This is a genomic window from Exiguobacterium artemiae 255-15, from assembly GCF_000019905.1.
In the GTDB taxonomy this organism is placed as follows: Bacteria; Bacillota; Bacilli; order Exiguobacteriales; family Exiguobacteriaceae; genus Exiguobacterium_A; species Exiguobacterium_A artemiae.
On sequence record NC_010556.1, the window covers coordinates 1,896,749 to 1,922,620 of the forward strand.

At 50.2% G+C, this 25,872-nt stretch carries 24 protein-coding genes and 1 other annotated feature; all 24 genes read right to left on the bottom strand.

Translation table 11 applies throughout. The features are described from left to right. Entirely contained in the window at positions 1–645 is a 645-nt protein-coding gene (pyrE, locus tag EXIG_RS09945) for an orotate phosphoribosyltransferase (RefSeq protein WP_012370809.1), read from the bottom strand. Continuing rightward, a complete protein-coding gene (pyrF, locus tag EXIG_RS09950; RefSeq protein ID WP_012370810.1) occupies positions 642–1,340 on the bottom strand; it encodes an orotidine-5'-phosphate decarboxylase in 699 nt (232 codons plus the stop codon). The genes pyrE and pyrF overlap by 4 nt, the downstream gene beginning before the upstream one ends. Beyond that, complete coding sequence (locus tag EXIG_RS09955) at positions 1,315–2,244, bottom strand: dihydroorotate dehydrogenase (RefSeq protein ID WP_012370811.1); 930 nt, start codon at positions 2,242–2,244, stop codon at positions 1,315–1,317. Before EXIG_RS09955 ends, pyrF begins: the two co-directional genes overlap by 26 nt. Further along, positions 2,241–2,972 (bottom strand): dihydroorotate dehydrogenase electron transfer subunit, encoded by a 732-nt coding sequence (locus EXIG_RS09960; protein ID WP_012370812.1) that lies wholly within the window; start codon positions 2,970–2,972, stop codon positions 2,241–2,243. Before EXIG_RS09960 ends, EXIG_RS09955 begins: the two co-directional genes overlap by 4 nt. Next, complete coding sequence (gene carB, locus EXIG_RS09965; protein WP_012370813.1) at positions 2,969–6,181, bottom strand: carbamoyl-phosphate synthase large subunit; 3,213 nt, start codon at positions 6,179–6,181, stop codon at positions 2,969–2,971. The genes EXIG_RS09960 and carB overlap by 4 nt, the downstream gene beginning before the upstream one ends. Further along, on the bottom strand, positions 6,174–7,262 hold the full coding sequence (locus EXIG_RS09970; RefSeq protein ID WP_012370814.1) for a carbamoyl phosphate synthase small subunit: 1,089 nt from the start codon (positions 7,260–7,262) through the stop codon (positions 6,174–6,176). Before EXIG_RS09970 ends, carB begins: the two co-directional genes overlap by 8 nt. Then, on the bottom strand, positions 7,255–8,526 hold the full coding sequence (gene pyrC, locus EXIG_RS09975) for a dihydroorotase (RefSeq protein WP_012370815.1): 1,272 nt from the start codon (positions 8,524–8,526) through the stop codon (positions 7,255–7,257). The genes EXIG_RS09970 and pyrC overlap by 8 nt, the downstream gene beginning before the upstream one ends. Before the next feature lies 1 nt (position 8,527). Beyond that, entirely contained in the window at positions 8,528–9,427 is a 900-nt protein-coding gene (locus EXIG_RS09980; protein ID WP_041261982.1) for an aspartate carbamoyltransferase catalytic subunit, read from the bottom strand. Positions 9,428–9,566: 139 nt separating this feature from the next. Next, entirely contained in the window at positions 9,567–10,883 is a 1,317-nt protein-coding gene (locus tag EXIG_RS09985; protein WP_012370817.1) for a uracil-xanthine permease family protein, read from the bottom strand. Positions 10,884–10,934: 51 nt separating this feature from the next. Continuing rightward, complete coding sequence (pyrR, locus tag EXIG_RS09990) at positions 10,935–11,465, bottom strand: bifunctional pyr operon transcriptional regulator/uracil phosphoribosyltransferase PyrR (protein ID WP_012370818.1); 531 nt, start codon at positions 11,463–11,465, stop codon at positions 10,935–10,937. 244 nt (positions 11,466–11,709) lie between these two features. Beyond that, a complete protein-coding gene (locus EXIG_RS09995; protein ID WP_012370819.1) occupies positions 11,710–12,633 on the bottom strand; it encodes an RluA family pseudouridine synthase in 924 nt (307 codons plus the stop codon). After that, positions 12,634–13,107 (bottom strand): signal peptidase II, encoded by a 474-nt coding sequence (gene lspA, locus EXIG_RS10000; RefSeq protein ID WP_012370820.1) that lies wholly within the window; start codon positions 13,105–13,107, stop codon positions 12,634–12,636. It lies immediately after the preceding gene. A gap of 72 nt (positions 13,108–13,179) precedes the next feature. Beyond that, entirely contained in the window at positions 13,180–15,915 is a 2,736-nt protein-coding gene (ileS, locus tag EXIG_RS10005) for an isoleucine--tRNA ligase (protein ID WP_012370821.1), read from the bottom strand. A gap of 57 nt (positions 15,916–15,972) precedes the next feature. After that, positions 15,973–16,200, bottom strand: a binding site (T-box leader). Then, positions 16,201–16,722: a DivIVA domain-containing protein gene (locus tag EXIG_RS10010; RefSeq protein ID WP_012370822.1), complete on the bottom strand. Its 522-nt coding sequence runs from the start codon at positions 16,720–16,722 to the stop codon at positions 16,201–16,203. A 26-nt stretch (positions 16,723–16,748) separates the two neighbouring features. After that, positions 16,749–17,522 (bottom strand): YlmH family RNA-binding protein, encoded by a 774-nt coding sequence (locus tag EXIG_RS10015; RefSeq protein ID WP_012370823.1) that lies wholly within the window; start codon positions 17,520–17,522, stop codon positions 16,749–16,751. Then, on the bottom strand, positions 17,522–17,794 hold the full coding sequence (locus EXIG_RS10020) for a YggT family protein (RefSeq protein ID WP_012370824.1): 273 nt from the start codon (positions 17,792–17,794) through the stop codon (positions 17,522–17,524). Before EXIG_RS10020 ends, EXIG_RS10015 begins: the two co-directional genes overlap by 1 nt. A gap of 2 nt (positions 17,795–17,796) precedes the next feature. Next, entirely contained in the window at positions 17,797–18,120 is a 324-nt protein-coding gene (locus EXIG_RS10025; protein ID WP_233550664.1) for a cell division protein SepF, read from the bottom strand. Positions 18,121–18,321: 201 nt separating this feature from the next. After that, a complete protein-coding gene (locus EXIG_RS10030) occupies positions 18,322–18,993 on the bottom strand; it encodes a YggS family pyridoxal phosphate-dependent enzyme (RefSeq protein WP_012370826.1) in 672 nt (223 codons plus the stop codon). Then, positions 18,980–19,756: a peptidoglycan editing factor PgeF gene (gene pgeF, locus EXIG_RS10035; RefSeq protein WP_012370827.1), complete on the bottom strand. Its 777-nt coding sequence runs from the start codon at positions 19,754–19,756 to the stop codon at positions 18,980–18,982. Before pgeF ends, EXIG_RS10030 begins: the two co-directional genes overlap by 14 nt. An 82-nt stretch (positions 19,757–19,838) precedes the next feature. Continuing rightward, positions 19,839–20,999, bottom strand: coding sequence for a cell division protein FtsZ (gene ftsZ / locus EXIG_RS10040; protein ID WP_012370828.1), 1,161 nt, complete (start codon positions 20,997–20,999; stop codon positions 19,839–19,841). 38 nt (positions 21,000–21,037) lie between these two features. Further along, positions 21,038–22,342, bottom strand: a complete 1,305-nt coding sequence (gene ftsA, locus EXIG_RS10045) for a cell division protein FtsA (RefSeq protein WP_012370829.1) — start codon at positions 22,340–22,342, stop codon at positions 21,038–21,040. A gap of 229 nt (positions 22,343–22,571) precedes the next feature. After that, a complete protein-coding gene (locus tag EXIG_RS10050; RefSeq protein ID WP_012370830.1) occupies positions 22,572–23,351 on the bottom strand; it encodes a cell division protein FtsQ/DivIB in 780 nt (259 codons plus the stop codon). Between the two features lie 61 nt (positions 23,352–23,412). Beyond that, complete coding sequence (gene murG / locus EXIG_RS10055) at positions 23,413–24,507, bottom strand: undecaprenyldiphospho-muramoylpentapeptide beta-N-acetylglucosaminyltransferase (protein ID WP_012370831.1); 1,095 nt, start codon at positions 24,505–24,507, stop codon at positions 23,413–23,415. Continuing rightward, positions 24,504–25,853, bottom strand: a complete 1,350-nt coding sequence (murD, locus tag EXIG_RS10060; RefSeq protein ID WP_012370832.1) for a UDP-N-acetylmuramoyl-L-alanine--D-glutamate ligase — start codon at positions 25,851–25,853, stop codon at positions 24,504–24,506. Before murD ends, murG begins: the two co-directional genes overlap by 4 nt. Between the last annotated feature and the right edge of the window lie 19 nt (positions 25,854–25,872).

Sequence of the window (25,872 nt, forward strand, 5' to 3'; positions counted from 1 at the left end):
TTATGAATTCTGTTTCGTTCCGATCAGGAAAGATTCACTCCACTTCACCGGATCAATCGACCAGGTTTGTAATCCTTCCTGCTCTTCTTTTGAAATATAGGCGGTCTCGACAGCCGTCTCCAGTAATTCCGTGAACGTCAGTAAAGCATCAGCTTCCACTCCGGCGGCCGTTAAGTTTTCCTTCAGTCGGGTCATCCCGTAAGAGAAAATCGCCTGAATCCGGATGACTGAAGCACCGGCGGCTTCGACGGCTTGCGTCGCTTCAATCGAAGACATCCCCGTCGACAACAAGTCTTCGACGACGATGACACGTTGTCCGGCCTGCAAACGCCCTTCAATCTGATTTCCTTTCCCGTGTCCCTTCGCACTTCCCCGGATGTACACCATTGGGAGACCAAGTCGTTCCGCGACGAGCGCCGCATGCGGAATACCGGCTGTCGCCGTCCCGGCGATGACGTCGGCGTTTAACGGCCGGATTCGTTCCGCCAATTTGTCGGCAATCAAAGTCCGGACCGCCGGACTCGATAAAGTCAGCCGGTTATCACAATAAATCGGCGAACGTAATCCGCTTGCCCATGTATAAGGAGCCGTCGGTGCCAACGTGACCGCTTCGATTTCAAGTAATGCCTGTGCGAGTTGATTCATTGTTTAATCCCCTTCCATTCTGAGAGCAATCCTTCATAAACGACTTTCGGATCTTTTGCCTGTGTGATGGCACGTCCGATGACGAGATCCGTTGCCCCGTTCCGGCGTGCATCCGTTACTGTCGCAATCCGTTTTTGGTCATTCGCATCCGTCCCGTTCGGCCGGATTCCCGGCGTGACAAGTTGGAAGCCGGAGCGGCAGGTTGCTTTGATATGTGTCGTATCCAGAGCCGAGCACACGACTCCGTCAAGACCGGCCTGGTCGGCTTCGCGGGCATAATGGGCAACGACTTCGTCCATCGCATGTGGAATCATCAGATCGGTTAACATGTCTTGATCCGTTGAGGTCAGTTGGGTGACGGCAATCAGCCGTGTCTTGGGCGACGTCTCGCGTAGTCCGGCAAGGGCTGCCTCCATCATCGCTTTCCCGCCTGCAGCGTGGACATTTGTCAGTTCAACACCGAGTTGACCAATGACACGCATCGTCCGCCGGGCAGTCTCCGGAATGTCATGGACTTTTAAATCGAGAAAGACATCATGTCCTTGCCGGACCAAATGACGGACAAAGGCGGGACCTTCCGCATAATACAGCTCCATCCCGACTTTAAGTGCCGGCCGGTGTGGTGCCAATTTTTCTAAAAACCGTTCGACTTGATCGGCTGACTGAAAATCAAGCGCGATGTAAAGTTGCTCCATATGCTTTCCCCCTGATATCCATGATGTGTTCGATGCCCAACTCGTCCATCCGTTTTGGTAAATCCGTAATCAATTCCTGACAAATGAACGGATTGACGAAATTGGCCGTGCCGATTGCTACTGCCGATGCTCCTGCATAAATCATCTCCAGCACATCATCCACTTCCATGACACCGCCCATCCCGATGATGGGAATCGTGACGACTTGGGCGACGTCGTGAATCATTCGGACGGCGACCGGTTTAATGGCCGGTCCGGACAAACCGCCGATCCGGTTGGCCAAAATCGGCTGACCCGTCCGAACGTCGATCCGCATCCCGACCAGTGTATTGATCATCGTCAGTCCATCCGCTCCCGCCTGTTCAACCGCTTGGGCCATCTCGACGATCGATGTGACGTTCGGCGATAATTTGACATAAACCGGCTTTTCGGACACTGCCTTGACACGTCTCGTCAGCTCGGCTGCCATCTGTGGATCCGTTCCGAACTGTAATCCGCCGGACTTGACGTTCGGGCAGGAGATATTCAGTTCGATGGCTTTGACGACCGGATCACGGCTGATTCGTCTTGTGACGTCTTCGTATTCTTCCGGCGTTGACCCGGCTACGTTCGCGATGATTTCGGTATCAAACTGACGGAGGAACGGTAACTTCTGTGCAATGATTCCTTCCACTCCGGGATTTTGTAAGCCGATCGCATTCAGCATGCCCATTCCGCTTTCCGCGACGCGCGGTGTCGGATTCCCGTACCGTTCTTCTCCGGTCGCCGCTTTGATCATGATGCCGCCAAGCACCGATAAGTCATACAGCTTGGCAAACTCTTCGCCGAATCCGAAACATCCGGATGCCGGAATGATCGGGTTTTTTAAATTCAGACCGGGCAAGACCACTTGCAAACGATTCATAGGATCACCTCTTCCGCCCGGAAGACCGGACCATCAGAACAGGTTTTGACATAATGCCCGTCCGGTGTCGGACAGACACAAGCGAAACAGGCTCCGATACCGCATCCCATCCGGTTCTCAATCGATAAAAACTTGTGTTCGACCGGCACCTGCTGGATCGAACGTAACATCGGTTCCGGCCCACAGGCGAATAACGTATCAAACCGGCTGCTGTCGAGCGCGGCGGTTACGAATCCTGCGATGCCCGCTGTCCCGTCGACGGTCGTCACGGTCGTCGGACCAAGCTTTTGAAACTCAGCTTCATAAAAGACGCTGTCTGCCGTATCAAATCCTAAAATCGCTTCGCAGGCAATTCCCCGTTCGACCAACCGACGCATTGTATAGTAGAGCGGCGGAACACCAATCCCTCCCCCGACTAAGACGATCTTCGCCTCACGCGCAACGTGTTCGACCGGAAATCCGTTTCCGAGCGGACCGAGCGCATCGATTTGATCGCCGGCACGGAGACGGGCCAGTTCTTTTGTGCCTTGACCAATTTCTTTGAATAAAAACGTGATTAAATCTCCTTCCACGTTGGCAATCGAGATGGGACGACGTAACAATGGACCAACCCGTAAATGCATGAATCGACCTGGTTCGATAGCCGTCGCGTCAGGCCGGCGACAGATTAACTCTGTCGCGCCTTTTGCGATTTCCCGGCGTGAAACAACTGTCAGGAGTTGAATCATCGAGCCACCGCCTTTTTCATGTAATCGAATGGCTGAATCGCGCTCGCTTCAAAGGACAGACTTTCAATGACCCGCAACAACGCTTCCGCTGTATCGAGAGAAGTCAGGCAGACGACATTGTTTTCTGCTGCCGCCCGGCGGATGATGAAGCCGTCTTTCGTGACTTGTGAATCCCGGCTCATCGTATTGATGACATATTCGACTTCTGCTTTTTCAATCCATTCGAGCATCGATCCTTGTTCCGAACCGAGTTTGCCGACGACTTGAACACGCAATCCGTGTTCTTCCAGGACGCTGGCTGTTCCGGCCGTGGCAAGCAGCGTAAACCCGAGTGCCGTAAAGCGTTTGGCGAGATCAAGCATCTCTTGTTTGTCCTGATCCGCTACTGTCAGCAGCACCCGGCCGTGTTCCGGAATCGCCATTCCGGAAGCAATCAGTCCTTTATAAAGGGCTTTTTCAAGTGTCCGGTCCGTTCCGATGACTTCGCCGGTCGACTTCATCTCCGGTCCAAGCGACGGATCCACTTCTTTCAGCTTCGCAAAGGAGAAGACCGGTACTTTAACAGAAACCAGTTTTTCTTCCGGTAAAACACCGCTCGTCAATCCGTAAGACGCAAGTGTATCGCCTAAGATGACGTTCGTCGCGAGACGTGCCACCGGCAACCCTGTCACTTTTGAGATGAACGGAACAGTCCGGCTTGCCCGCGGGTTGACTTCCAGCACATACAGTTCTCCGTCAGCAAAGACAAATTGGATATTGAGCAATCCTTTGATCCGGAAGGCCTTGGCAATGCGTGTCGTGTAATCGACAATCAACTCCTTGATCGCTTGCGGTACCCGTTGCGGCGGATAGACCCCGATCGAATCACCCGAGTGAATGCCAGCCCGTTCGATATGTTCCATGATGCCCGGTATGACGACATCTGTTCCGTCGCAAATCGCATCCACCTCAAGCTCCATTCCCGTCAAGTAACGGTCGACGAGCACCGGACGTTCCGGTGAGGCGATGACGGCATGTTTCATATAATGCTCCAGTTCTTGTTCTCCGTAGACGATTTCCATCGCGCGTCCACCAAGGACATACGACGGACGGACGAGGACGGGATAGCCAAGCTCGCTTGCCGCTGCTGTTGCCTCTGTGACTGTAACGGCTGTTTTTCCGGGAGGCTGCGGAATATCGAGCTGTGTCAGGGCTGCTTCAAACTGTTTCCGGTCTTCTGCCCGGTCGAGATCTTCAAGTGACGTTCCGAGGATCTTCACGCCCTCGGCTTCCAGTGATTCCGCGAGATTAATCGCCGTCTGACCGCCGAATTGGACGATAACACCGATTGGCTGTTCGTTTCGGATGACTTCGAGTACGTCTTCCGTCGTCAATGGTTCAAAATAGAGCCGGTCGGAAATCGAAAAATCGGTTGAAACCGTCTCCGGATTATTGTTGACGATGATGGCTTCGTATCCGGCTTCACGAATCGCTTGGATCGAATGGACGGTGGCATAGTCAAATTCCACCCCTTGTCCGATTCGGATCGGTCCGGAACCGAGGACAAGAATCGATGGCCGTGTCGTCGGAACCGCTTCATTTTCGACTTCGTATGTTCCGTAGTAATACGGTGTGTCGGAGGCAAATTCCGCAGCACACGTGTCGACCATTTTATAGACGGGATGGAGTCCGGATTCGTTGCGGATCTGCCGGATTGCCGTCTCGGTCTGTTGCGTGATCCGGGCGAGCATCTGGTCACTGAAGCCGTAACGTTTTGCATGACGGAGGCGTTCAGGTGTCAACCCGTGCTTGACGATGTCTTGTTCGATCCGGTGGATATGATGCAGTTTTTCCAGGAACAACCGGTCGATGCTCGTCCATTCGTGCAGTTGTTCGACGGTATGACCACGTTCGATGCCGGCATACAGGGCAAACAGGCGTTCATCTGTCGCTTTGATGATATGACGGTGCAGGTCGGCTTCATTCATCTCAGCAAAACGGTTCATGTGCAAGTCCGCTTGTCCGATTTCAAGCGAACGAACCGCTTTCAGCAAAGCTTCCTCCATCGTCCGGCCCATGGCCATGACTTCACCTGTCGCTTTCATCTGGGTACCGAGCGTCCGGTCGGCCGATTCAAATTTATCAAACGGCCAGCGGGGAATTTTGGCGACGACATAGTCGAGTGCCGGTTCGAACGAGGCAAAACTCGTTTCCGTAATTGGATTTTTTAATTCGGATAAGGCATACCCGACGGCGATCTTGGCAGCCAGTTTGGCAATCGGATACCCCGTCGCTTTTGAAGCCAGTGCTGACGAACGTGAGACACGCGGATTGACTTCAATGACATAATACGTGAAGCTGACCGGATCGAGGGCGAACTGGATGTTACATCCACCTTCGATTCCGAGGACACGGATGATATCAAGCGATACATTCCGCATCATCTGATAATCACGGTCGGATAATGTTTGGGTCGGGGCAAAGACGATTGAATCCCCCGTGTGGACACCAACCGGATCAAAGTTTTCCATCGCACAGACGATGATTGCCTGGTTCGTCGCGTCCCGCATGACTTCGAACTCGACTTCTTTCATGCCGGCAATCGATTTTTCCAATAAGACTTGGGTCGCCGGACTGGCTTTCAGTCCACCTTCGACAATCCGGATGAACTCATCCATCGTTTCGGCGATACCACCGCCGGTTCCACCGAGTGTATAGGCTGGTCGAATGATGATCGGCAGACCGATCTTCGCACAGAACTGCTCAGCTTCTTCGACCGTATGCACGATTTCACTTTCCGGTACACCGTGACCGAGTTTAAACATCAATTTTCTGAACAAATCACGATCTTCCGCTTCCTCGATTGCCGTCAGTTTCGTCCCGAGCAGTTCGACGCCGTATTCGGCGAGCACACCGAGTCGATCCAGTTCAACGGCGAGATTCAGTCCCGTTTGTCCGCCGAGTGTCGCAAGTAACGCATCTGGACGTTCTTTCCGAATGATGCGGGCAACAAACTCTGCTTGCAACGGTTCGATGTAGACCCGATCCGCTACAGTCGGATCCGTCATGATGGTGGCGGGATTCGAGTTGACGAGAACGACTTCGTACCCTTCCTCTTTCAAGGCTTGGCAGGCTTGTGTTCCGGCATAATCAAATTCTGCTGCTTGTCCGATGACGATTGGACCGGATCCGATAACGAGAATCTTTTGAATATCTTGACGTTTAGGCATGAGAGACCTCCTGTTGGTTCGTGATTTCTGTTAAAAACTGATCGAATAAATCGTTGGCATCCATCGGTCCGGGAGAAGCTTCTGGATGATATTGGACCGAAAAGACGGGATGTGTCGTATGGCGGATTCCTTCGACGGTTCCATCATTGATCGCCCGGTGCGTCAGCTTGAGATTCAATCCGGCAAGCGACTGGTCCTCCACGGCATACCCATGATTTTGTGAGGTGATGCTGACTTGTCCCGTCCGAAGATCTTCGACCGGATGATTCGCTCCCCGGTGACCGAACGGCAGCTTAAATGTGTCTGCGCCATGTGCTAAGGCAATCAGTTGATGACCGAGACAGATGCCGAAGATGACAACTTGTCCCGTCAGTTCCTGAATCAAGGGAATGGCGGTCGGAACATCTTTTGGATTCCCGGGACCGTTTGATAACATGACACCGTCCGGCATGTAACGCAAGACGTCTTTTGCCGTCACGTCGTGCGGGACGACGACGACTTCACAGCCGCGTCGGACGAGCTCGCGGATAATGCCCAGTTTCGCGCCGAAATCGACCAGGACGATTCTCGGACCGGCACCCGGAATGACATAGGCCCGTTCCGTCGAAGCCCGTTTGACCTGATCGGTCGCAAGCGCCATTTGCTTGAGCCGCTCCAGTTGCTCGGTCAAATCGTACGTACCGTCAACGAGCAGTCCCCGCATAACACCCTTTGACCGCAGATGCCGCGTCAATTGCCGCGTATCGATGCCGGTTAAGCCGGGAATGTTGAATTCTTCCAAAGCCGTCGCAAGAGATGTCTGCGAGCGGAAGTTCGATGGCGTATGACAGACTTCCCGGACAATCAGTGCTTTCGCAAGCGGTCGGGTCGTTTCATAGTCGTCGCGGTTCATTCCATAGTTGCCGATCAACGGATTCGTTAACACAATCATTTGATCGCAGTAAGACGGATCGGATAACATCTCCTGGTATCCGGTCATCCCGGTCTGGAAGACCACCTCTCCCATCGTCACCTCGCTTGAACCAAACGCTTCTCCTTCAAATACCATTCCATCCTCTAAAATCAACGTCCGTTTAGACATGTGCTTTTTCCCCCTTGAATACGATTTCTCCACCGACGAGTGTCAGGACCGGATAACCGGTTAGTGATGCTCCGGCAAACGGAGTATTTTTTCCTTTTGAGAGGAACTGGTCCGGTTGTACCGCGCGGACCGTCTCGAGATCAAGCAGGACAAGATCGGCGGGCGCCCCGACTTCAATCCGTCCGAACGGCAAGTCAAACAAATCGGCCGGATTACGCGACATCCAGTCGAATAACTGATTCAGCGTAAAGATGCCGGGTTCGACCAGTTTCGTATAGAGCAGCGGAAAGGCCGTTTCAAATCCGGTAATCCCGAACGGTGCTCGTTCGATGCCGATTGCTTTTTCCTCCGCGGCATGCGGCGCATGGTCCGTCGCGATGCAATCAATCGTTCCGTCCTGCAGTCCTGCAAGCAACGCTTGGCGATCCGCTTCGCTCCGAAGCGGTGGATTCATCTTGAAGTTCGGATCGCGTCCGATGATATCGTCTTCCGTCAACACTAAATGGTGCGGCGTAACTTCTGCCGTCACCCGAATTCCCGCCCGTTTTGCATCCCGGATGACCCGGACGGATTCCTTTGTCGAGACGTGGCAGACATGATAATGACAGCCGGTCGCTTCCGCAATCAAGACATCCCGGGCGATATGAATGCTTTCTGCCAGTGACGGAATCCCTTGCAATCCTTCCCGTGCACTGTATGCCCCTTCATGGACACAGCCTGCTTTCAGCGAATCATCTTCACAATGGGCGATGATACTTTTATGGACGGCGGCGGCGCGTGTCATCGCTTCCCGCATAACGGCGGCACTTTGGACGCCGACTCCATCGTCCGTGAAGGCAAAGGCATCAGTCAGTTGTTCAAATGCGACGAGTTCCTGCCCTAGCTGATTTTTTGAAATCGCCGCATAAGGGAAAACACGGACAGATGCCGTTTCTTCAATCTTTTTAAAGAGCGCATCCAGCGTCTCGCGGTCGTCCGGAACCGGTCGCGTGTTCGGCATCGGACAAATCGTTGTAAATCCGCCGGCTGCCGCTGCTGCTGTTCCGGTCGCAATCGTCTCTTTATGTTCGCCGCCCGGTTCGCGTAAATGAACATGAACATCCACAAATCCCGGTGCCACCGTGTATCCCGTGGCATCAATTACCTGATCCGTCTCAAGTGGTGTCGCATCAAGATCCGTAAAAATACCGTCTTCCATGCGAATACTCGACTTTTGCAGTTGCCCGTTTTTATACCATGTTGCATGATCAATTCGAATCGCCATTTTATCTCGTCTCCTTTATCGTTGCTGTCTCAAATGCCCGTTCCAAAATCGCCATTCGGGCAAACACACCGTTCGTCATCTGATCAAAGATGCGTGATTGCGGATGCTCCACCAATTCGTCGGCAATCTCAACACCACGGTTGACCGGTGCCGGATGTAACACAATCGCTTCCGGCTGAATCCGCTTCATCCGTTGTTCCGTCAATCCGTACCGTTCGTGATACTCTTCCGCTGCAAACGGACGGCCATCCGTATGCCGCTCGTGCTGGACACGGAGCAGCATGATGATGTCACTCGTCGCCACCGCCTCGTCCATCTCCCGATAGGTGATGCCCATCGTCTCGTCAAACCATTCCCTCGGTCCGGAACCGATGACGGTCGCTCCCAAGCGTTGCAAGACGTGTGCGTTTGACCGGGCGACCCGGCTGTGCCGGAGATCACCGCAGATGACGATCGTTTTTCCGCTGACATGACCGTATTCCGCATACATCGTCATCAAATCGAGCAGTGATTGTGATGGATGTTGCCCGCTACCGTCTCCGGCATTGATGATCGGAATTGACAACTGTTGTTGCAACGGTTCATAATAACCGGTCTCTCCGTGCCGGACGACGAGGGCATCCACGCCGATTGCTTGTAACGTTTTGCACGTATCCAGCAACGTTTCCCCTTTTTGAACGGATGAAGTTGCCGTTTCGAACGGCAGCACATGCAGTCCGAGGTGATGTTCCGCCATGTCAAACGAACATTTAGTCCGTGTCGAATGTTCAAAAAATAAGTTGGCGACGGTTTTCGTCGGAAGTGGTCGGACAGATGCGCCTTGTTTCAGCTGCAGTGCCCGCTCAATCAACTGTTCGATGTCTTCTGTCGCTAATGCGTCAAGACTCGTAAAATGGGCGATTCGTTGTCGTGTCTGCATGTTTTTCTCTCCTTTGGGTCGCAAAAAAAGCGCACCTTCTGATGTGAAGGTGCGCTGAAGAAGACAGATGTCGCCACCTGTTTCTGAAGGGCCTCCACTTTATCGTTCTCTCTGGAACGTCTTAAAAGTCGTTAGCTGCTCGTTTCGGTTGTGGTGTTTCTTGTTCGTGTGCTGCGACTTCGATACTCGTTTTTGGCAAGATCAAATTCAGAAGGACCCCTAAGATCGTGGCAAGTGCCATGCCTTCGAGCGAGAAGTTGCCGATTTTGAGGGCAGCTCCACCAATCCCGATGACCAGAATGACCGCTGTGATGGTCAGGTTCCGTTTATCGGCAAGATCGACCTTACTTTCGACCAGTGTCCGCAGACCGTTCGAAGCGATGACCCCGAACAACAGGATACTGATGCCGCCCATGACAGGTGTCGGTATCGTCTTGATGAACCCTTCGACATAGCCGAGGAAGCCAAAGCTGATGGCGAGAACCGCTGCGCCTCCGAGGACAAAGACACTGTAGACGCGGGTGATGGCCATGACGCCGTTGTTTTCACCGTACGTCGTGACCGGCGGACCGCCGAGGATCGAAGCAATCGTCTTCGCCAATCCATCTCCGAGAACCGTCCGGTGCATCCCCGGATCAAGAAGCGTCTCGCGCCCGATAATCCGTGATGTCACTTTTTGTTCTCCGATATGCTCTGTTAATGTGACCAGTGTGACCGGAACGATGAGCGCAAGTGCCGCCCAGTTTAGTGTCGGCGAGTAGTCAAGGAATGGCACCGTAAAGTTCGGCACCTGGAAGAAGCTCGCTTGTTTCAGTGACGTGAAGTCGACGATCCCGGCAGCGACGGCAACCAGATACCCGGTCAGGATACCGAACAGAATCGGGACGGTACTCCACATTCCTTTGAAGTACGTCATCGCGAGCAAGGTGACAGCGAGTGTCGTCAAGGCGACGAGCAGGAAGGTACCGTTGTACTTGCCGTCCGCTCCGTTCATCGCCATGTTGACGGCTGTTGGAGCAAGCGATAATCCGATGACCATGATGACGGGACCGATCACGATCGGAGGCAACAGTTTCATTAACCAGCCAACACCTGTATACGTGATGACGAGGGAAACGATGCCGTAGACGAGTCCTGCAACCATTCCGCCGACAAGCGCATCTTCGACACCCCAGCGTTCACTGACGGCAATGATCGGGACGATATAAGCGAAACTTGAACCTAAGTACGTCGGGACTTTAAAGCGGGTGACGGCGAGGAAGATCAACGTGCCGACTCCGCTTGCGACGAGGGCGACGGATGTGTTTAATCCCGTTAATAACGGAACAAGGACCGTCGCGCCAAACATCGCGAAGACATGTTGGAGGCTGAGCATCAGCCACTGAAGAGGATGTTTTGGTCGTTCTTGTACATCGAGAACTGGTCTGTGTGTTTGCATGAGGATAACTCCCTTTCTGGTCTCTCTGGACCACGTTAAAGGTATTTGTGTTTAACGTTTGATGAATACTTGATCGGCGTCATCGACTTCGGATAAAGCGACGACAACTTGTTCTTCGCGTGAGGTCGGGACATTCTTCCCGATGAAATCCGGGCGGATCGGCAGTTCCCGGTGTCCCCGGTCAACGAGGACCGCGAGCTGGATCATACTCGGGCGACCGTGGTCAACGAGCGCATCCATTGCGGCGCGGACGGTTCGTCCGGTGTACAGGACGTCATCGACGAGGACGATGATTTTTCCGGTCACCGTCTCCGGCATATCCGTTCCTTTGATTTCCGGCTCGAGACTTTTTTTCGATAAGTCGTCCCGGTACATCGAGATGTCAACGACACCGAGCAAGACCGGTTTTCCTTCAATTTCTTCAATCCGGCGGGCGAGACGGCGGGCGAGTGTCTCACCGCGTGTTTTGATGCCGACAATCATCAGTTGGTCGATTCCTTTGTTGCGTTCGATGATTTCATGGGCGATGCGTGTCAACGCACGACTGATTGCCGCTTCATCTAAAATGACGGATGGTTTCATGAGGTGCTCCTTTCTGCAAAAAAAACCTCCTGCGCTAAGTCGCAGGAGGTTGTTGAAGACAATAAGTGTTGGGCAGCCGAAACTGCACGTATCTACACAAATGAAGTGTCTCCCTTTCGTAGCCTCTCCGGACTCGTTTAAAGGTGTGCTATGGGTAGGATCGTCAACGCGGACGACCGGTTGTTCGAGGCAGATGTCTCGCATCGCTCTCTAGGTGATACTCTACCGTTTTATTAGAAAAACGTCAAGACTCTAATTCAAGTTTTTTCAACTGGCTGATCTCAAACGTCATCTCTTCCGGCAACGGTGCTTCGAAATGCAACATCTCGCCGGTTCGCGGATGCTTGAATCCAAGAACCGCAGCATGAAGCGCTTGACCGTTCATTTTCATCGTTTTCCGTGGACCGTATTTCGGATCTCCAGCAAGCGGGAAACCGATGTAACGCATGTGGACACGAATTTGGTGCGTCCGTCCTGTCTCGAGCTTACATTCGACGACCGTAAAGCCTTCATACCGCTCGAGAACACGGAAATGTGTCACAGCTGCTTTCGAGTTTTTATCTGTCACCGTCATCCGTTGACGGTCATTTTTGTCACGGCCGACCGGTGCTTCAATCGTCCCGAGTTCATGTGGAATCTCGCCGTGGACCAGTGCGATATAAAGACGCTCTGTCGTTTTGTCTTTCAATTGTTGCGCCAACGATTCATGAGCCAAGTCATTTTTAGCAACCATCAAGAGACCCGATGTGTCTTTATCGATCCGATGGACAATCCCCGGACGTTTGACGCCGTTGATGCCGGATAAATCCTGGCAATGATGAAGCAAGGCATTGACGAGTGTCCCTGATACGTGACCGGCTGCCGGATGCACGACCATCCCTTTTGGTTTATTGATGACGATGACATCACTGTCTTCATAGACGACATCCAGCGGGATATCTTCCGGTAAGACTTCAAGCTCGACCGCTTCCGGGATTCGAACAAGAATTTCTTCCGTTCCGGACATCTTGTAGTTCGGTTTCACGATCCGTCCGTCCACTTCGACGTGACCCGCTTTTAACCAGTCCTGGACCTGTGACCGGGACCAGTCTTGTTGTTCGGCTAACCATTTATCAATTCGACCGGTAGCACCATTGGCTTTAACAGCCCATTCATTTTGTTCATTCATTTAATCAATCGTTCCCTTCTTAGTCAAACGCTCTTCAAACATGACGCTGATCAGCATCAAAATAACACCAAACGTCAAACTGACGTCTGCGACATTAAAAATCGGGAAATTATACCCGAACGGATAAAAATGAAAAAAGTCGACGACTTCTCCACGGGCCATCCGGTCGATGAAATTTCCGACCGCACCGCCGAGTAACAAGGCGACACTCCAAGCAAATACTTTGTTTTTTGTGCCTTCTTTGTAAAGAAAATAAATCAGCCCGATGACGACGACCAGCGTAATGACGAAGAAAAAACCGAACTTCCCTTCAAGCATTCCCCAGGCGGCACCACGATTCCGGTATGAATTTAAATAAAAGAAATTGGGAATGATCTCAATCGCTTGACCAATCGTCATCTGTTGGACGACGATCCATTTCGTCAATTGATCCACTCCGACGAGTACAGCAGCAATCGCTAAGTAAAGCCACATTCTTTTTTCCTCCACATCCAAAAATAATGAGGGACCGCTACGAAGTCGCCGTAGCTGCCCCTCCCTGATTCATTATAAAGAATTGACGACTTCAGTACAACGTGGGCAAAGTGTCGGATGAGCCGGATCTTGTCCAAGTTCAGTCGAATATGTCCAGCAGCGTTCACATTTTTCGCCGTCTGCTTTCAGAACAGTGATGCCTGTCGTTCCGTACGATTTCTCGGCCGAAGCGACAAACTCGATTTGCGAAACTTGCAATAGTTGTTCGAGGTGATCGATTGTCGCAAGCAACGCTTTCGTTTCGTCATTCGGTGCAAGCAGGAGTTTCGCTTCGAGCGTTTTCCCGACAAGTTTCTCGGCACGTGCTTCTTCGAGTGCTTTTAGGACATCATCGCGGAAGACGAGGAAACTGTTCCATTTCGCGATCAATGCAAGACCTTCTTCCGTCATTTCCGGTGCTTCCGGAAGATCCGTCAAGAAAATACTCGCCGTCTCGACGCCGGGAACGAATTCCCACGCTTCGTCGGCTGTATGCGGTAAGACCGGTGCCATCAGTTGTAACAATGTGACGACGGTATCATACATGACTGTTTGAACGGCACGACGCGCCGGTGCATCTTCTTTTTCGATGTACAAGATATCTTTCGTGTAATCGAGATAGAACGAAGACAAGTCCAGGACACAGAAGTTATGCAACAGTTGATAGACCGCCATGAAGTCGTACGCATCGTACGCTGCCTTTACTTTACCTACAAGTTGATCGAGTTTCGTCCGCATGAAGCGATCCGATTCCGGCAAGTCTTTAAATGCCACACGGTGCGTCGTGTGATCGAACTGGTCGAGGTTTCCGAGCAGGAAGCGAACCGTATTCCGGATTTTCCGGTAAGATTCCGATACTTGTTTGAAGTTGTCCATTGAAGCACGGACATCTGATTGATAATCGACGGAAGCCACCCAAAGACGAAGAATTTCCGCTCCGAACTGTTGCATGATTTGGATTGGTGCAATCGTGTTTCCGATTGATTTCGACATCTTCCGCCCTTGACCGTCAAGGACGAATCCGTGACTGACGACCGCTTTATAAGGTGCTTTCCCTGTCGTTGCGACGGATGTCGAAAGAGACGAGTTGAACCATCCGCGATATTGGTCAGACCCTTCCAGGTACAAGTCAGCCGGACGCTCGAGTTCCGGACGTGTCGCGAGGACACCGGCATGGGATGAGCCGGAATCGAACCAGACGTCCATGATATCCGTCTCTTTTTTGAAGATGCCGTTCGGGCTTGCCGGATGCGTAAAGCCTTCCGGTAACAGATCAACGGCTTCGCGCTCATACCAGACATTTGATCCGTGAGCGGCAAACAGATTGGCGATGTGGTCGATTGTTTCCGGTGTGACGATTTCCGTACCGTCTTCAGCATAGAAGATCGGCAATGGGACACCCCACGCGCGTTGACGGGAAATGACCCAGTCTCCGCGGTCTTTGAACATGTTGTGAAGACGTGTTTCGCCCCACTCCGGTACCCACTGAACTTCTTTGATTTCATCGAGGATCTCCGCCCGGAAATCTTTGATCGAAGCAAACCACTGTGGTGTCGCCCGGAAGATAACCGGTTTTTTCGTCCGCCAGTCGTGCGGATACGAGTGTTTGATGAACGACAGTTTTAACAATGCACCGGCTTCTTCTAGTGCCACACCGATTTCTTTGTTGGCATCTTCATAGAATAATCCTTCAAAACCAGGTGCTTCTGCCGTCATGACCCCTTTGTCGTCGACCGGACAAAGGACATCAAGACCGTACGCTTGACCGATTCGGAAGTCATCTTCCCCGTGTCCAGGCGCAGTATGAACGACACCCGTCGCTTCTGCCGTGACATGATCGCCGAGCATGACAAGTGATTCGCGGTCATAGAGCGGATGTTTCGCTTTGATGTATTCAAAGTCGGCTCCGTCGAAGACACGACCAATCGTCGCACCTTCCCAGCCGAGGGCTTCGATGACTTCCGGTACGAGTGTTTCGGCGACGATATAGCCTTTTCCTTCGTGCTCAATCCGAGCATACGTCAACTCACCGCTGACAGAGATCCCGAGGTTCGCCGGAATCGTCCAAGGTGTTGTCGTCCAGATGACGAAATGATCCGTCGGCTCCAGGATGTTTTTTCCGTCCATGACTTGGAACGCCACATAGATTGCAGCCGAACGTTTATCCTGATATTCGATTTCTGCTTCTGCGAGAGCAGACTCCGAAGACGGCGACCAGTAGACCGGCTTTTTCCCTTTATAGATGTATCCTTTATTCGCCATATCACCGAACAGACGGATTTGTGCCGCTTCGAATTCCGGTTGTAACGTGATGTATGGATTGTCGTAGTCACCGAGAACACCAAGACGCTTGAATTGTTCCCGTTGGTGATCGACTTGCTCTAATGCATATTTGGCACACAGCTCACGGAATTCTGCGACCGACATCGACTTCCGGTCGACACCCGCTTTTTGAAGCGCTGTTTCGATCGGAAGTCCGTGCGTATCCCAACCCGGTACATACGGAGAACGGAACCCGTTCATCGACTTGTAACGGACGACGATGTCTTTTAAGACTTTGTTTAATCCGTGTCCCATGTGGATGTCTCCGTTAGCGTAAGGAGGACCATCATGAAGAATGAATGTCGGCTTGCCGGCATTTTTCTCCTGGACGGCTTCATACAGATTCATCTCGTTCCAACGTGCCTGCATATCCGGCTCACGCTTCGGCAGGTTTCCCCGCATTAGAAATTCCGTTTTCATCATCAATAACGTATCTTTGTATTCCATCTGGCATTCCCTCACTTATCTGAATTTTGCGTACAAAAAAAGCCAAACACATCCCCTGATAGGGACGAGTTGGCTTGAACTCGCGGTACCACCCTACTAGCAACCCTGAAAAACGGATTACCACTTAAGAGCCTGATAACGGAGGCGAAACGGTGGAACTTACTGAACAGGTTCAGTTCCACACTCAAAGGGGATACCTTTTATCCTTGACTGATCGGGCTCACACCGGTCCCCGATTCGCTGACAGTATTTAGATAAAAGACGTGTCCTTCTCAATGATTTAACTTATACGACATCGTCGTCATTATACGCAACTGCCGGAATCTCGTCAAGCACACCCCGGGTCGAACTATCAAATGCATCCCAGTCGTGGCTCGTCAACAATTCCATCTGTGCGTCGATCAATACTTTGAATCGATTACGGTACAATTCGATTTTTTTACGCATCTGTTCGACTTCAAAATCAGTCCGCTGCGCTCGGCGCTGTGCCGCATCCTGCAGTTGTTCGGCTTCCCGTTCTGCTTGTTTGACGATAAGGCTGGCTTCTTTCGTCGCATTCGCTTTGACTTCTTCTGCCGCTTCTTGTGCCACGATGATGGATTTGTTTAGGGTTTCCTCCATCGAGCTGAAGTAATCGACACGAGACTGCATGTTTTGAATGACTTCTTGCTGTTGACGGTTTTCCCGGAGCAACAATTCAAAATCTTTGATGACTTGATCAAGAAATTCATTGACCTCATCTTCGTCATAGCCGCGAAACTTACGTGTAAATTCCTTATTGTGAATATCAAGTGGCGTCAATGGCATGATGAAATCCTCCCTCAGCTTGTTGGTTATCCTTTTAGCAGACCGTATTGCAGTTTGATCCGGTCCCGTTTCGTTGAACCGAGTACGGCAATTAACTTGACACGTCCCGTTCCGCGAAGTGACAGTAAATCGCCTTCCTCTAACAAAAAGCTCGGATCTTCAACGATTTTATAATTGACTTTACTTTCACCCTGCTTAATCAGGCTTTGCGCTTTTTGTCTTGAAAATCCAAGGATTTCACTGACGACCGTATCAAAACGGAGCGAACTGACAAATCCCAGTTCTTCCTGCCATTCTTGATCCTTGATTTTCAACTGTTCTTCTGAATCCACGAGTGACAACCGGATCTTGGTTTTCCCCGCACGATCGACGTTCGCTTCAATATAAGAAGCCACTTCTTTCGCGACGGCGAACTGGACGAGTTGATCTTGGATGACGACGTCACCGAATTTCCCTCGTTTTAATCCGACGTTTAGTAATGTCCCTGTCACCTGGCGATGCGAGAGCTCGACGAATTTTGTGGGATAATGGATACGATAAATGGCGATATCAAAATCGTTGGCATCAAGCTCGTAATAATCAGGGGCAATGAGGGCACGCTGTCGTTCCGCACCTTCAAAACCGCCCTCAAAAAAGAGGGCACATTTTGTTCCGACAAGTTCTCGGGTAATCTGTTGTTCACGCGGATCCAGAAAGTCTGTCACTTTAAATGTGTAGGTCGCTTCGACATGGTCGATCCAGTTTAGGACAAGATCGACGAACTCCCGCTCATGTCCGCGATAATGATCATAAACGCTCATTAGAAGAAGATCGCTCGAATGCCTGCCTGTGCCAAATTAAGCACTAAAAAGGCAACGATAGGTGAAATGTCAAGCATACCTCCGATGGGCGGGATAATCCGTCGGAACGGTGCGAGGAAAGGTTCGACTAACATGGCCAGGACTTGACCGAATCGTGATTCACGTGCATTTGGGAACCACGATAATAAAATATAGGCAATCATGACGTAGCTGTAATATTGAAGTAACGTGCTGAGTGTACGACCGATTGCGTACATGACTTGCGAATCCATGCTTACCACCCCTTATGGTTGATATCATCTTCACCGAGCAGATTTGAGATACTTCCGGCCAGCTCGACGTTGTTCGGTACACAGAGGAGTGTATTTTGACTGATAGTCGTAATCGTTCCATCAAGAGCAAACACGACACCTGACAGGAAATTAATCATTTGGCGTGATTGATCTTTAGACATCCGTTGCATGTTCACGATGACAGCACGATTTTGACGAAGATGTTCGCCGATTTCCTGTGCTTCGTTAAACACACGTGGCTCACTGAGAATGACTTGTGATTTCGCCTTTTTTGTATGAATGGGTACGATGTTCGATTGTCTCACAGGGTCCTCCTTTTGAGTAACAGTAGGGGTAGAATCCTCATAATACTCGTCATATTCTTGCTGTGATGCACCTCTACCTTTATTTATTGTAGCATCATTTTCATATTCGAGTTCATCTAAATCGTCTGTATTACCGAGAAATAGATTTTGCATTTTTGTTTTGAATCCCATATCAATTCTCCTTTCGTATATCTAGGCAATTTATGACTGGACTAACGTCGTACCGATTCGGACATATGTCGCGCCTTCTTCAATGGCAATCTGATAGTCCGATGACATCCCCATCGACAATTCCGTGCACGGTGCATGCGGGAGTTGACGGGTTGCCACTTCGTCTCGCAAGACACGAAGTGAACGAAAAACCGAACGGAGTACTTGTTCGTCTTCTGTCAACGGAGCCATCGTCATCAGTCCGATTACACGGACCATCGGATATTGTCCTACCTCATGCAAAAATGAGTGGACATCTTCCGGATCAATCCCCTGCTTGGATTCTTCACCAGAAACGTTGACTTGCACAAAACAATCGACTGGCTGCTTGGCACGTTTATTGATTTCTTCCGCAAGATGCAAGCGGTCCAAGGAATGTAACACGTCAATCCGATCAATGACTTGCCGGACTTTACGGGTCTGCAGTGTTCCGATAAAATGCCACTCACAGGCCTCACGTCCTAAGACCGTTTGTTTGTCGGTCAATCCTTCCGGACGATTCTCACCCAGTGCCGTTATACCTGCCGCCAGCAACTCCGCCGCCACTTCACTTGAAACTGATTTCGTCACGCCGATCAATTGTACCTGCTTTTTTTGATCGGTCTTTTCATACGCCTGTTTCATGTTTTGTCGGACTTGTTGTACATTTTCAGAAATTGACATCGAGAGACTCCTTTACAATCAAACTGGCAAACCGTCCACCATGATCCCCATGACGATAGGAGAAGTAGTCTTCCGCCTGGCAGTTCGTACAGATTCCTGTATCCAGCACATCACCGACACCACTGCGTTCGGCTAACATGGCATTGGTTTTTTGAAGTGATAACATAGCTTTTCCGTCTTCTTTTTTAGTATAAGGAGACTCTTCCAAGTTCAGTTGGTCAACCGCCTCAAGAACAGGACCATCGACTTCATAACAACATTCCCGGATCGAGGGTCCGATCACCATCTGAATCGAAGAACGTTCGGCACCGGCTTGTTCCATCTTTGTCAATGTGGCTTCGACGATGTTGGCAACCGTTCCGCGCCAGCCGGCGTGAACGTTTGCAATGATACCTGTCCGCGGATCACAGAAAAGGAGCGGCACACAGTCTGCAAACAGCATCATCAATAAGACGTTTGAATCCGTTGTCACCAGTCCATCTGTACCCTTGATTGCCGTTTCATAATCTGAGGCTCCACGACCGGACTCGAGGGTCGTTACTTGCTCGACATGATTGCCGTGCACCTGTTCAGCCCATACTGAGTTTTCCAGGGCTAAATCCAGTTGCCGCACGATGACTTCACGATTTTTAATGACACCTTCCGGATCATCTTTTACATGCAGTCCTAAGTTGCCTTGACCGTGAGGTGCTGAAAACTTTGTCGTAAACGCTGCACGGACCGTTCCTGTCGGGGTATCCCATTTTATCCATTGACCAAACATCTCATCCCATCCTTTTTTAAAAAAAGAGGTGTCGCTTACGCGACACCTCTTGATCTAGCAGTCGTGTCTCGGGAATATCGAATTAACGATTATTCCGGCGAAGGAAAGAAGGAATATCCATCGTCTCTTCGACATCTGACCCTTTTGCTGATTCTTGGTTCGAGCTAATAGGTGTCTCTTCGACTTGCGGTTTAGGTTCTTCAGCTACTGGTGATGGTGTCGACGCCTGCTTTTTCTTGAGCAGGTTTTTCATCATTTCTTGTGCTGACGGGATTTCAAAATCGAGTGGCTCGTTTTCGAATTCCGTTGCGATGACCGTAACAATGATTTCGTCTTCCAAGTTGTCATTGATGACTGATCCGAAGATTAAGTTGACTTCTTCGTCCGCAGCGCTTTGAACGATTTGAGCAGCTTCCGTTACTTCGTAAAGGCTTAAGTTCGCACTACCGGTGATATTCATCAAGACGCCTTTTGCACCTTCGATCGATGTTTCAAGCAATGGACTCGAAATCGCTTTTTTCGCGGCTTCTGTCGCACGGTGTTCACCCGTTGCAACACCGACACCCATCAATGCTGAACCTTTTTCCGTCATGATCGTTTTAACATCCGCGAAGTCCAAGTTAATGAGACCCGGAACGGCGATTAAGTCCGTAATCCCTTGAACACCTTGACGAAGCACGTTATCGGCTTCTTTAAAGGCTTCAAGCATCGGCGTGTTACGATCGACGATTTCAAGCAATTTATCATTCGGAATGACGATGAGTGTATCGACTTTTTCTTTAAAGTTCTGCACGCCTGAAACAGCATGTTGCATCCGTTTGCGGCCTTCGAACATGAAAGGTTTTGTGACGACACCTACTGTCAACGCACCGATTTCTTTAGAAATTTCAGCGATGACCGGTGCTGCACCTGTTCCGGTACCGCCACCCATTCCTGCTGTTACGAAAACCATATCGGCACCAGATAGAATTTCTGTCAACTGTTCGCGGCTTTCTTCGGCAGCTTTCTTACCGATTTCCGGATTTGCTCCGGCACCAAGACCACGTGTCAGTTTTGCTCCCAGTTGAAGTTTTACATCCGCCTGTGACATGTTTAGAGCTTGTGCATCCGTATTGACAGCGATGAATTCTACGCCTTGGACACCATGTTCAATCATTCGGTTGACAGCGTTTGAACCACCGCCACCTACTCCGATGACTTTGATTTTAGCTACTTGGTCCATCATTTCATCAAAATGCAACATAAAAGGGGCCCCCTATTTTTTTACTGATAATTTTTTATTTAGCCGAAAAATTTCTCAAAGAAACTGCTGAATGACTTCCGCTCTTTTGGAGGCTGTTCCTTCTGTGGTCGCTCTTCGCGTACTGAAGGTTGGGAAGGATGTGCAAGTAACTCTTCTTGCTCACGTCCTTGTGCGGCTATTCCCTTTTCGTCCGCCCGGTCAAACCCTGACTTCGAAACGGCACTGCGTGACAGCACGTAGCGTAACATTCCGGCAGCGACAGCATACTTCGGATGACGAATCCCTAAGCTGGATGGTTGATACACGTTCACGCTTTGTTTAAAGATCCGCTTACCGAGTTGGTCAATTCCTGGTAAGGAAGAACTGCCGCCACAAAGAATGATGCCGCTGTTCATTTGTGCATATCCGGCTTGTGTCATTCGTTTCTGGATCATTTCAAAAATCTCTTCCAGACGGGCTTCCAGTACAAAACCGATCTCCGTCTGTGGTTCGAAACGGTGTTCTCCGTTAATCGTCACGTAGGAAACTTTCTCTTCCGGGTCTCCGAGTGCTTCCAGTGCGACACCATATTCTTCTTTGGCGAGTTTTGCATCTTGGTATTTACAATTCATTTTATACGTCAAATCGCGTGTCAGATGATCTCCGCCATACGAAAGTGTCGTTGAGTACACTAAATCATTTTTTTCGTAAATTGAAAGAGTGGTCGTTTCATGTCCGATATCAACGATTCCGACACCGAGTTCCAATTCATCAATCGAAGCTGCAATTCGTGAGACGGCCAAACTTTCCAGCACATACCCCGCAAGTTCCAACCCAGCTCGTTCGATGGAACGTTTGATGCTATGTAGAATCGTCTTCGCTCCGATAATCAGCTTCCCTGTCACTTCTAGACGATAACCGATCATGCCACGTGGATCTGTGATCTCCGTCTGCTGATCGACAGTAAACGTTTTAGGTAAAACATCGACAACGCTCAATTCGTTTGGAATCCGCATCACCATGGCAGAATGAAGGACATCCTTCACATCATCATCCGTGATTTCATTATCTTCCCCTTTGATTGATGTCATCCCTTGGCAATCCTTGACTTGGATGTGCTCACCGGAAATTGCTACATATACTTCACCAATCGGTTCACCGAGTGTGCGCTCCACTTCTGCAACCGCTTGTTTAATGGCATTTACTGTTTGATCGATGTCGACGATGACACCTCGCTTGACGCCTGCAGATGGTGCAGACCCTTCCGCTAAGACATTTAGTGTTCCACCTAGAAGTTCACCGACGATGAGTTTCACTTCCGATGTCCCAATATCTAGTGCGGCAATCGTACCTTTCGTTTCCATGGGAGTGACACCTCCACTTTCATAATACTAATCCTGTCGTTCCTGTTTATATTTACAGGAATCGAGACAATCTTCTTCTCGTTTAAGTCTACACTATAAAAAACCTCACGAAAAGAAGTTATTGTCTAACTTACCCATCTAATAGATTACGATTTGATGACGATGTGTCCGCTTTCCTACTAATGAAAACAAACGTTTGTCAAACCCGTCTAATACAGGGTGTTATTTACTATTTTTTACCTTTATATGGTTTGAAATAGATACCCCCATCAATGGTAATCGTTCCTGTTTTACCTTTTGGCAATGCAGAAATCACTTTGACATATTCATTCAACGAGTTAGAAAAAGCCGATGTACTCAATAAGACGGTATTTCCGTCCGTCATGAATAACTTTAATCCGCCTTTGTCGGTCTGGTCATTGGCTACGATTTCCGAAATCCGGCTCCGGACTTTCGGCTCGATTTTAACGAGTTCCTTTGTCAGACGTTCCAAGGACTGATCCGTAAATCCGGTTAGAATCGGTGCATCAAACAATTCTTCCTTCGACTTTCCGGGAATAATCGTTCCGTCCGCTAAGACGATCCGGGCGCCCGGTTTGTCTTTGGCATACGCGATTTCTTTTTCTTCGACGACATCCACTTCATAATGGTGTAAAAACGTTTTTTTCATCGTCGCTTCGCGAATACCCGGAACATCTTCAATCCGTTCCAACACGGCTTCTTCCGACACATTGAAAGCATGTGTCTCCTTCACCTTAATACGTGATGCTTGAATGATGTCTTCCTTCTTGACGTTCACGGTGCCAGTGACATCAAATGTCGCGACACGCGAGAAACTCGATTGAAGATAGAAGACGACACCAATCAATAGACCGATCAGGATGAGGACATAGATTAAACGCCGGTTCGCCTTTTTCCGACGCTGCTCACGGACATATGGAATTTTATCTTCTAAGCTGCGGACAGTCGCATCCATCTTCGGCTGTCTGGCCGGTTGTTGTTCCTTCACGTAAGCCTCTCCCTCCATTATGTTTAATTTCAGTACCTTATCGGTCTATTCCTGCAATGCTTTAGTTTTTTCGCTGAATCAACCGTAATAATTCATCGACCAGATCACTTGCCGCATTTGGCATACCAAGCGCAAGTGACGCTTTTGACATGTCCGCTTGATCGGCAATTGCTTTCGTACAAGCGTCGAACAATCGGTCTCCCGTCAACTCGGATTCCCGAATCAACAGACTGGCTCCTGTCTCGACGAGTGACGAAGCATTCACTTCTTGATGATTTTCCGTCACGTACGGGCTTGGAATCAAGATACTCGGCAAACCGAGCGTCGTCAATTCAGCTAACGTACTTGCACCGGAACGCGAGATGACCAGTTGACTCGCTTTTAAAATTAACGGCAGATCATAAATGAACGGACGCAATTGAATCCGGTCGGGTAATGTGCCGAGCTGAGCCTGAATGTCTTCGTAGTGCACCTGTCCCGTGACGAACAATAACGACCAGTCAGTTTCTGTCAGCTTGGGAATCATGTCGACGACTGCTTTATTGATGGCTGGTGCCCCCCGGCTGCCGCCGTAAACGACAATCAGAGGACGATCTTGTTCAAAACCGTATTTTCGTTTTTCTTCGACTGGATCAATCTGCAGCATCGCAACTTCCGAAGCACGGGGATTCCCGATTAAAATCGTCTTCCCTTTATTTTTGCCGAAATGATGACCAGATCCCTTAAAGGACAAGGCCACTCGGTCAACATAACGCGCCAGGAACTTATTCGTGATTCCCGGTAAACTGTTTTGTTCATGGACGAGTGTTTTATATCCCATCTTCGCTGCTGTGTATAAAACCGGACCGCAGACGAAACCACCCGTTCCGACCACGATATCCGGTTGGAAGTCGCGCAAAAGCTTCCGGACGCGGACAACACTTTTTAAAAAGCGGAAACCGGTCTTGACGTTTTCAAACGATAAGGAACGGCGGATCCCCGAAATTTCAATCGATTCGAAAGGAATACCCGCTCGACGGACGATATCTGCTTCGAGTCCATTCTCTGTTCCGATGTACAACACTTCGCATGGCGTCCGACGTTCAATTTCTCGAATCATCGCCAACGCCGGATAGATATGTCCACCGGTGCCTCCACCTGAAACTACGATTCTCATTTCATCATTCCTCCTACTTTTTGGACAGAACGGATGAAATGTTCGCCGCGTTCTTCGTACGTTTTGTATTGGTCCCAACTGGCCGATGCCGGAGACAGCAAAATGATATCCCCGGGTTTCGAGACATCAAATGCCGTGGCAACGGCTTCTTCCATCTCACGTGTCACCGTCGAAGCAATCTGTTGCTCGGTCGCTAAATCGGCGAAGCGTTGACCGGTCTCCCCGAGTCCGATGACATGTTTGACATGGGTCATCGCACTTTTCAACGGTGTTAAATCTGCACCGCGTTCGAGTCCACCGCAAATCCAAATGATAGGCGATTGAAAACCGGACAGTGCTGCTTCCGTCGCAACATTGTTCGTGGCTTTTGAATCATTGTAGACCTTTCGTCCGGCAAACTCACCGATGTATTCTGTCCGGTGTGCTACTCCGCCAAACGTCCGCAAGACGTCTTGAATCGCTGTCAGGGAAATCCCGAACGGTTCAATCAATGTCAAGGCAGCCAGGACGTTTTCGAGGTTATGACCACCGCCGAGCGCCAGCTCACGGACCGGGAGAATTTCTGTCTGACCGACAAAAATCATATCGTTTTCGATGTGTGCATACGCATCTTGGCGACGTGAGAACGTCAACCGTTCGGCTGCTGCTGTTTCGCTTAGGCGCATGACTTCCTCGTCATCCGCATTGACGACCAGTCGTCCGGCTTCATCCATGTTTGAAAAGATTCGTGCTTTGGCTGCCGCATAAGATGTAACATCCCCATGGTAATCAAGATGAGCCGGCGACAGGTTCAGGAACGCCGCACTGACTGGACAGAAGGATTCGATGCCCATCAATTGAAAACTGGACAACTCAATGACGATGACATCGCCTGCTTCTGCCTGCTGGGCAACCTCAACTGCCGGGAAACCGATATTCCCCGCCAGATGAACACGTTTTGATCCCCGTTTTAATAGTTCATGAACGAGCGTCGTCGTCGTTGTCTTGCCGTTTGATCCTGTAATCGCCACCCAGTCCGCTTTTGTTGAACGATAAGCCAATTCCACTTCCGTCCAAACCGGGATGCCAAGCTCCAGTGCTTTCTGTAACAATGGAATCTGATAAGGGATCCCTGGGTTTTTTACGATTAAGTCTGTTCCATCCAACAAGGATAACGGATGACTTCCGAAGAGGGTTTCGACCTTCAAGGATTCAAGCGTTTGGACGTCATTTTCCGAAGGCGTCCCACCATCGTTCACCGTCACGACAGCGCCTGCCTTCACAAGATAGGTCGCTGCCGCAATTCCGCTTTTCGCAGTCCCAAGGACCAATACTTTTTTCTTCTCCAGCTCAGAACTCTTCATCATTAAATCGCTCACTTTCTTG